7 protein-coding genes and 1 pseudogene are annotated in these 7,516 nt (G+C 70.4%); 6 read left to right on the forward strand and 2 right to left on the reverse strand.

Annotated features, from left to right (window positions below; translation table 11 throughout):
• Positions 1-482 precede the first annotated feature (482 nt).
• The 5 genes and pseudogenes from ABD209_RS19890 to ABD209_RS15740 all read left to right on the forward strand — a co-directional run.
• Positions 483-728, forward strand: a pseudogene (locus ABD209_RS19890) (FAD-binding protein); the annotation flags it as partial.
• A 109-nt stretch (positions 729-837) separates the two neighbouring features.
• Complete coding sequence (locus ABD209_RS15725; protein ID WP_344067895.1) at positions 838-1,443, forward strand: cholesterol oxidase substrate-binding domain-containing protein; 606 nt, start codon at positions 838-840, stop codon at positions 1,441-1,443.
• Positions 1,403-1,978 (forward strand): cholesterol oxidase substrate-binding domain-containing protein, encoded by a 576-nt coding sequence (locus ABD209_RS15730; RefSeq protein WP_344067897.1) that lies wholly within the window; start codon positions 1,403-1,405, stop codon positions 1,976-1,978. The genes ABD209_RS15725 and ABD209_RS15730 overlap by 41 nt, the downstream gene beginning before the upstream one ends.
• 105 nt (positions 1,979-2,083) lie before the next feature.
• The gene (locus ABD209_RS15735) at positions 2,084-3,001 is read left to right on the forward strand and encodes a diacylglycerol/lipid kinase family protein (protein WP_344067899.1); all 918 of its coding nucleotides are present in this window, start codon (positions 2,084-2,086) and stop codon (positions 2,999-3,001) included.
• Positions 2,998-5,736: a DEAD/DEAH box helicase gene (locus tag ABD209_RS15740; protein WP_344067901.1), complete on the forward strand. Its 2,739-nt coding sequence runs from the start codon at positions 2,998-3,000 to the stop codon at positions 5,734-5,736. Before ABD209_RS15735 ends, ABD209_RS15740 begins: the two co-directional genes overlap by 4 nt.
• Positions 5,737-5,770: 34 nt before the next feature.
• Here the strand turns inward: ABD209_RS15740 and ABD209_RS15745 are convergent, their stop codons facing one another.
• Positions 5,771-6,700: a 5'-3' exonuclease gene (locus ABD209_RS15745; RefSeq protein WP_344067903.1), complete on the reverse strand. Its 930-nt coding sequence runs from the start codon at positions 6,698-6,700 to the stop codon at positions 5,771-5,773.
• A gap of 75 nt (positions 6,701-6,775) precedes the next feature.
• Here ABD209_RS15745 and ABD209_RS15750 point away from each other — a divergent pair, with 75 nt between their 5' ends.
• Complete coding sequence (locus ABD209_RS15750; protein ID WP_344067905.1) at positions 6,776-7,198, forward strand: Lrp/AsnC family transcriptional regulator; 423 nt, start codon at positions 6,776-6,778, stop codon at positions 7,196-7,198.
• 15 nt (positions 7,199-7,213) lie between these two features.
• Here the strand turns inward: ABD209_RS15750 and ABD209_RS15755 are convergent, their stop codons facing one another.
• Positions 7,214-7,357, reverse strand: coding sequence for a YbaK/EbsC family protein (locus tag ABD209_RS15755; RefSeq protein ID WP_344067907.1), 144 nt, complete (start codon positions 7,355-7,357; stop codon positions 7,214-7,216).
• Positions 7,358-7,516: the final 159 nt, after the last annotated feature.

Genomic DNA, 7,516 nt, shown 5'->3' on the forward strand with positions numbered 1-7,516 from the left:
CGCTGTGATGGCCATCCCGCTCCTGACCTGACAACACACTCGGCCCTGACCACCGCGACCCAAGGACCCTCGAAGACCCGCACCGCAGCGCCACGCGGCACCCCCAGCCAGCCCACCCACCACAAACAGCACCAGCGCGAACATCAAGGCATCAACCGCAACCCCGTGAAAGACCGAGGCTAGCCTGCAAACACAACGGTTCGACTCCCACGAACCGAGAATCGCAGGTATGCCGTGGCCCCCCTCGCGCCCCCCTCGCGCCCCACTCCCGTCGCGCTTTCCTCACCGCGATCGGCACCGCTCCCTACTGGACGGCTCGTCCGGCGACTGCCGCCGAAATCACGACGGCGGGGATCGGGTCACCACCGACGCTGCCGGGCGGCCTGAGCGCCTTCGTCGCGGCATACGTCAACGGGGATGGCGAGATCCGCATCGACGCCACCTGGCAGGTCCGCGTCACTACCGCCGGCCAGGTAGCCGATCTGGCGAACTGGGCCACCGGCGCCGGCTGGCGGCTGCGCGCCATGGGACAGCGGCACAACTGGTCGCCGCTGACCCCCGATGCCACCGCGGCCGCCGCCCGCGTGCTCTTGGTCGACACCAGCGCGCTCACGGAGGTGTCGGTGGACTGCGCCTCGCGCCGGGTGACGGCCGGCGCCGGTGCGACGCTGGATGGCATCCAGAACGCCCTCAAGGCCAACGGGCTCGCCTTCGCCCACGCTCCAGCCGTCGGCGACCTCAGCATCGGCGGCGCCCTCGCGATCGGCGCCCATGGCACGGGCGTGCCTGCGTCCCGAGAGTCCGCGCGCCCCGGGTGGACCTTCGGATCGCTCTCCAATGCCGTCGTCAGCCTGGACGCCGTCGTGTGGGACACGGCGACCCGGCCGGTATGCCGTGCGCACCTTCACCCGCGCCGATGCCGCCACGCCCGCCCTGCTCTGCCACCTCGGCCGGGCCTTCGTCACGCGGGTCACCCTCCAGGCCGGCGCGTCGACGCGGATACGGTGCCGCAGCTATACGACCGTCTCGATGGACGCCCGGTGCGCTCGGACCCGGCCGTGGCTCTTTGATCAGACCGTGAGCAGCTTCCTCGAGAGCGCCGGTCGCGTCGACATCCTGCTCTTCCCGTTCACCTCGACGCCCTGGCTCAAAGTGTGGTCCTTGGCCCCGAGCTGGCCGTTGCTGAGCCGGCCAGTGTCGGGCGCCTACAACTACGCCTTCGCCGACGCGGTCAGCGGCCCCGTCGGCGATGCCCTGAACGCGCTGACCGGGCCGGCGACTCCGGCGCTCGGGCAACTGATGTGGACGACGACGACTCCCGGCCTGGCCGCGACGATGACGGGCGACATCTGGGGGCGACCCGGCCGATGTCACGCGGTATGTGCGCCCGACCACTATCAAGGTGACCGAGGCGGCGAACGCCGTGCTCTGCCGACGCAGTGACGTCCAACGCGTGCTCTCGGACTTCTGGTCGGCCCACAAGGCGCGGATCAGCCGGTATGCCGCGGCCGGACGCTATCCCGTCAACAACACCGTCGCGATCCGGGTCACCGGGACCGACACCGCCGCGCAGAGGCCGTCCGGCAGCGATGCCCCACCCACCCTGTCGGCCACCGCGCCCCTCCCGGGCCGGCCGGAACTGGACACCGTCGTGTGGCTCTCGGTGCTCACCCTGCCCGGGACAGCCGACAGCGACCCCTTCTTCGCCGAGACCGAGGCGTTCCTGCGCACCACGATGTCGTCCTATGCCGTCGTCCGGCCCGAGTGGTCGAAGGGCTGGGCCTACCCCCGGCCGGGCCCTACACCGACGCGACGGCGCTTACCTCGACCATCCCGGCGAGCTTCGGGCCCGCGTGGACGTCGGCCCTTCGACCCTCGCCGCGCTCGACCCCGCCCGCATCTATGCCAGCCCCCTGCTGGACCGCCTGCTCTAACCCTCGTCGAGTGGCCGGTTCAGCCCCGTCGAGTGGCCGGTTGAGCCCCGTCGAGAGGCCGGTTCAGCCCCGACGAAAGGCCGGTTCAGCCCCGACGGTCGGGCGAGGATGCGGGAATCGGAGACCGCCGGCGACTAGCGTGAGCTGCCATGAGCACCTCGCCGCGCCGGATCGGCCTGGTCACCAATCCCACGGCGGGCAAAGGTCAGGCGGCGGCGGCCTACCCACGCATCCTGGCCGGTCTGCGCGAACGCGGCCACGAGGTCGTCGACCTGGCCGGTCCGAGTGCCGGGGTCGCCCTGGCCCGCGCCCACCGCGCCACCCATAACGGCAGCATCGACATCCTGGCGGTTGCCGGCGGCGATGGCATGGTCCACCTCGGCGTCAATGCCTGCGCGCAGACCGACGTCCCCCTGCTGATAGCCGCCCTCGGCACCGGCAACGACATCGCGGCCAACCTCCGCATCCCCGTGCGCGACGAGCTCGCCACCCTCGCGCTTCTCGACGCCGGCACGACCCGGACGGTCGACCTCGGCCACGTCCTCGACGACCAGCCGCGCCCGTGGTTCGGCGGCGTGCTGTATGCCGGCTTCGACGCCGTCGTCAACGACCGCGCCAATCGCTGGAGATGGCCTCGGGGGCAGATGCGCTACAACCTCGCCGTAGTCCGCGAACTGCCGACCTTCCGGCCCATCCCGTATGCGATCACCGTCGACGGCACGCGCGTCGAGACCGAGGCGATGCTCGTCCTGGTGGCCAACGCCACGTCATACGGCGGCGGAATGCAGGTCGCGCCGCAGGCGCGGATGGACGACGGCCTCTTCGATGTCATGTGTCTCGACCACGTCAGCCGCGCCGAGTTCCTGCGCGTTTTCCCAAAGGTTTTCAGCGGCGCGCACGTCGACCACCCCGCCGTGCACCTCATTCGTGGGCGGCGGGTCCACCTCGAAGCCCACGGGATCACCGCGTGGGCGGACGGCGAGCCGCTGCGGCCGGTGCCGCTGACGGCCGAAATCGTCCCCGACGCCTTGCGCGTCTTCGCGCCCGATCGGCTGGACGCCCCATGAGCGAGCTGTCCCGCTTTGCCGCGAGCCTTGATTTCCCGCTCGATCCCTTCCAGGTCGAGGCGTGCCGTGCGGTCGAGGCTGGCAAGGGCGTGCTCGTCGCTGCGCCCACCGGCGCGGGCAAGACGGTGGTGGGAGAGTTCGCGGTGGCGCTCGCGCTCGCCCGGGGCCAGAAGGCCTTCTACACCACCCCGATCAAAGCGCTGTCGAACCAAAAATACGCCGAGCTTGTCCGCCGGCACGGCAGCGCAAACGTCGGCCTGCTGACCGGCGACAGTTCGATCAACGGAGACGCCCCCGTCGTCGTGATGACCACCGAAGTCCTGCGCAATATGACGTATGCCGGGTCCTCCACCCTGACCGGCCTCGCCTTCGTCGTCATGGACGAAGTGCATTACCTCGCCGACCGCTTCCGGGGCGCGGTCTGGGAGGAGGTCATCATCCATCTGATGCCCTCGGTGCAGTTGATCTCCCTCTCGGCGACCGTGAGCAACGCCGAGGAGTTCGGGGATTGGCTCGAGACCGTCCGCGGCAACCACGAGGTGATCGTCTCCGAGCATCGGCCGGTGCCCTTGTGGCAGCACATGCAGGTCGGGCACCGAATGTTCGACCTCTTCGCCGACTCGACGGCCGCGCCGCGCCTCGACGGCGCGATCCCGCGCCTGAACCCGCACCTGACCGAGGCCATCCGAAGCGCCGAGGAGCGCGGGTATGCCGCGGTCGCCGCCCAGCGCGGCGCTCGCGGACGCGGAGGTGACCCCGATCGACGCCGGCGGCCCGGCCCGGCGGTCAGTCGCGCCGCAAGTGGGCAGGCGACGCGCACCGACATCATCCGCGAGTTGGACCGGCAGGCACTGCTGCCCGCGATTACCTTCATTTTCAGCCGCGTCGGGTGCGAGGCGGCGGTGGGTCAACTGCTGGGCAGCGGGATCCGGCTGATCACCGAGGAGCAGGGCGAACGCAACCGTCGGCTGGTCGAGGAGCGCGCCGCAGGAATCGCCGATGAGGACCTCGGGGTGCTCGGCTATTGGGACTTCGTCGAAGGTCTGAGCCGGGGCTTCGCGGCCCACCACGCCGGAATGCTGCCGACCTTCCGCGAGATCGTCGAGGAGCTCTTCACCCAGGGTGCGGTGCGAGCCGTCTTCGCGACCGAGACCTTGGCGCTCGGGATCAACATGCCGGCGCGGACGGTCGTGCTGGAGAAGCTGGTGAAGTTCAACGGCGAGTCGCATGTCGACCTCTCGCCCGCCGAATACACCCAGCTGACCGGTCGCGCGGGGCGGCGCGGCATCGATATCGAGGGCCATGCCTTGGTGCTCTGGCGACGCGGGCTGGACCCGGTGCACGTCGCCGGGCTGGCGTCGACGCGCACCTTCCCGCTGCGTTCGAGCTTCCGGCCGTCCTACAACATGGCCGTCAATCTCGTTGCGCAAGTAGGGCGTTCGCGCGCGGCCGAGGTGCTGCAGACGTCTTTCGCCCAGTTCCAGGCCGACCGGTCGGTGGTGGGCATGGTGCGTGAGGGCAAGGAACGCCAGGAGGCCATGGATGGCTACGCCGAGGCGATGCACTGTCATCTCGGCGACTTCCGCGAGTATGCCGCGTTGCGTCACCGCCTCTCCGCCCTGGAGAAGGACGGGGCGAAGGCGCGCTCCGCGGCTCGTCGTGCCGAGGCCGCGGTCTCGTTGGAGTCGCTGCGCCTCGGCGACATCATCCGGCTGACCGCCGGCCGGCGCGCCGGGCTGGCGGTGGTCGTGGAGCCGTCCCGCACCTACCGCGGCGCGACGACCCTGCCGAGCGTGTTGACCGAGGACCGGCAGGTGCGCCGCCTGGCGCTGAGCGATGTGACCGGGCCCGTCGTGACGCTCGGGTCGATGCCGGTGCCCAAGCACTTCAACGCCAAGTCGCCCAAGTCCCGGCGCGACCTGGCGACGACGCTGCGGATCAAGGCCCCGGCCCGGCCCCGCGAGACGGCCGCCGAGGCGCCGGTCTCGGCCGGCGGTGATGATGCGCGCATCGCCGAGCTGCGCCGTCAGATCAAGGCGCACCCGTGCCATGCCTGTCCCGAGCGCGAGGTGCACGCTCGCTGGTCGGATCGCTGGTGGCGTCTGAAGAAGGAGACCTCCGGTCTGCAACGACAGGTCGAGGCCCGCACCAACACGGTGGCTCGGACCTTCCAGCGCATCTGCGGCTTGCTCACGGAGATCGGCTATCTCGGCCCCGACGGCGAGAGTTTGACCGCTGATGGCGAACGGCTGCGCCGCCTCTACTCCGACCGGGATCTGCTGGCCGCCGAGTGCCTGCGCCACGGCGTCTGGAAGCAGCTCGACAAATCGGAGCTCGCGGCCTGCGTCTCCATGCTGATCCACGAGCCGCGCTTCGACGGCGCGCAGGTGACGCCCCGGCAGCCGACGGCCAATGTCGAGGACGCCGGCGCCGCGATGCTGCGCATCTGGTCGGACCTCGCTGACCGCGAGGAGAGGGCCGGCCTGCCGGCCACGCCCGCCCCGGATGCCGGCCTGGCCTGGTCGGTGCACCGGTGGGCGAGTGGTCAGCGGCTCGAGGTGGTGCTGAAGGACCAGGACTTGGCGGCGGGCGACTTCGTGCGGCGCTGCAAGCAGATCGTCGATCTGCTCGGCCAGATCGCGAATGCCGCCGATGAACCGCACCTGCGCCGAACGGCCAAGAGCGCGGTGGATGCCGTCCTGCGCGGGGTGGTCGCCGCGGATCGGCTGGACTGATTCCGTCGCGCCGGTTGACGGCCGCGGGTCAGGGTCACGCCAGGGCGAGGGCGTCGATGACGCGGTTCATCGGGCTGGTCAAACCATATTCCGAGGCGAGAAGCGACATCGCGGACGGGTCGGCGATCTGGCTCGGCAGCAGGCCCGGATCGTCCGGCACCGGCGCGTCGTGGGCGACGCGGACCACCAACGGACCCACGTCGAGATAGGCCGAACCGGCCTCCAGATTGCGCCGCTGGGCCCCCTTGATGGCCGGGTCGCCCCCGTCGATCGCGGCGCGCAGCCCCGCCAGCGAGCCGTATGCCGTGATCAACTTCGCCGCTGTCTTCTCGCCGATGCCCGCGACACCTGGCAGCCCGTCACTGGCATCCCCGCGCAGCGTGGCCATATCGGCATACTGCTCGCCGCTGGCGATGCCGTACTTTTCGGCGAGGAAGGCCTGGTCGACCAGATCGGGGGAGCGGACGCCGCCGCGAGCCGTGTAGAGAACCCGCACGCCGGCTGCGTCGTCGACGACCTGGAAGAGGTCCCGGTCGCCAGTGACGACGTCGATGGGCAACTGGCCCTTGTGGCGGGCGACGAGGGTGCCGATGACATCGTCGGCCTCATAGCCGTCGGCGCCGATCCGGGTGATGCCGAGGGCGGCCAGCGCCCGCTCGATGATGGGGACCTGCGGCGCCAGGGCGTCGGGGACCTCCTCTTCGGTGATCGCGCCGTCGGCGAGCCGGTGGGTTTTGTAGCTGGGGATAGCGTCGACGCGGAACTGCGGCCGCCAGTCGTTGTCCCAACAGGCGATCAGGGCAGTGGGCCGGTGGTCGCGCACCAGGGTGGCGATGAAGTCGAGGAAGCCGCGGACCGCATTGACCGGGGGAGCGGTGGGGTCGGTGCGGTCGTCGGGGACGCCGAAGTAGGCCCGGAAGTACAGGCTCGCGGAATCCAGCAGCATCAGGCGAGGCGCGGTCATACGGCAATCTTGCCCGACCGGCCGATCCGAGGAACTTCCGCGCCGCGAGAGGCGCCGGGCCGTAGTCTTCGATGCGTGGAGGACCTTGATCGCGAACTTGTCCGGTTGCTACGCGCCGACGGCCGGATGAGTTTCACCGACCTCGGCAAGGCCGTCGGCCTCTCCACGTCGGCCGTGCACCAGCGCGTGCGCCGACTGGAGGAGCGTGGGGTGATCCTCGGGTATGCCGCCCGGGTGGCGTACGACCAGATCGGCGCCCCGCTGACGGCCTTCATCGAGGTGACGCCCTTCGATCAGTCCGCGCCGGACGATGTGCCCGAGAAGTTGCGCGGGGTGCCCGAGATCGAGGCGTGCTATTCGGTGGCCGGTGATGCGAACTACCTGCTCAAGGCGCGGGTGGCCACGCCCGGTCAGCTAGAGGAGTTGCTCGGCCGGATCCGCGTGACCGCGAACGTCTCCACCCACACCACGATCGCCTTGTCCACCCCGTGGGAGTAGCCGCCGGCTGACAGGTCAGCGGGCGATGGGAGCAAGTCGGCCGCCGGTGACGGCCAGTAGGTCGGCGGGCGCCAGGCCGATATCGACGCCGCGCCGGCCGCCCGAGACGTAGATGACCGGCTGAGCCGCCGCGCTCGCATCGAGGACCGTCGCAAGCACGCGCTTTTGACCGATCGGCGAGATGTGGTTCCCCCCGAATCGTGGAGGTTGTCTCTTAGGCGGCTGCTCTCGGGGTGAGGGCAGCGTTTTCGTAGTTGATGGGTGACATCATCGATGCGGCGCTGTGGCGGCGGTCGGTGTTGTAGAAGTTCCAGCACC

It is taken from the genome of Nostocoides vanveenii (assembly GCF_039531165.1).
In the GTDB taxonomy this organism is placed as follows: domain Bacteria; phylum Actinomycetota; class Actinomycetes; order Actinomycetales; family Dermatophilaceae; genus Nostocoides_A; species Nostocoides_A vanveenii.

Excerpts from the sequence above, each read along its gene's own strand:
- ABD209_RS15740 (WP_344067901.1), top strand. The coding sequence starts at position 2,998 with ATGAGCGAGCTGTCCCGCTTTGCCGCGAGCCTTGATTTCCCGCTCGAT.
- ABD209_RS15745 (WP_344067903.1), bottom strand. The coding sequence starts at position 6,700 with ATGACCGCGCCTCGCCTGATGCTGCTGGATTCCGCGAGCCTGTACTTC.
- ABD209_RS15725 (WP_344067895.1), top strand. The coding sequence starts at position 838 with ATGCCGTCGTCAGCCTGGACGCCGTCGTGTGGGACACGGCGACCCGGC.
- ABD209_RS15735 (WP_344067899.1), top strand. The coding sequence starts at position 2,084 with ATGAGCACCTCGCCGCGCCGGATCGGCCTGGTCACCAATCCCACGGCG.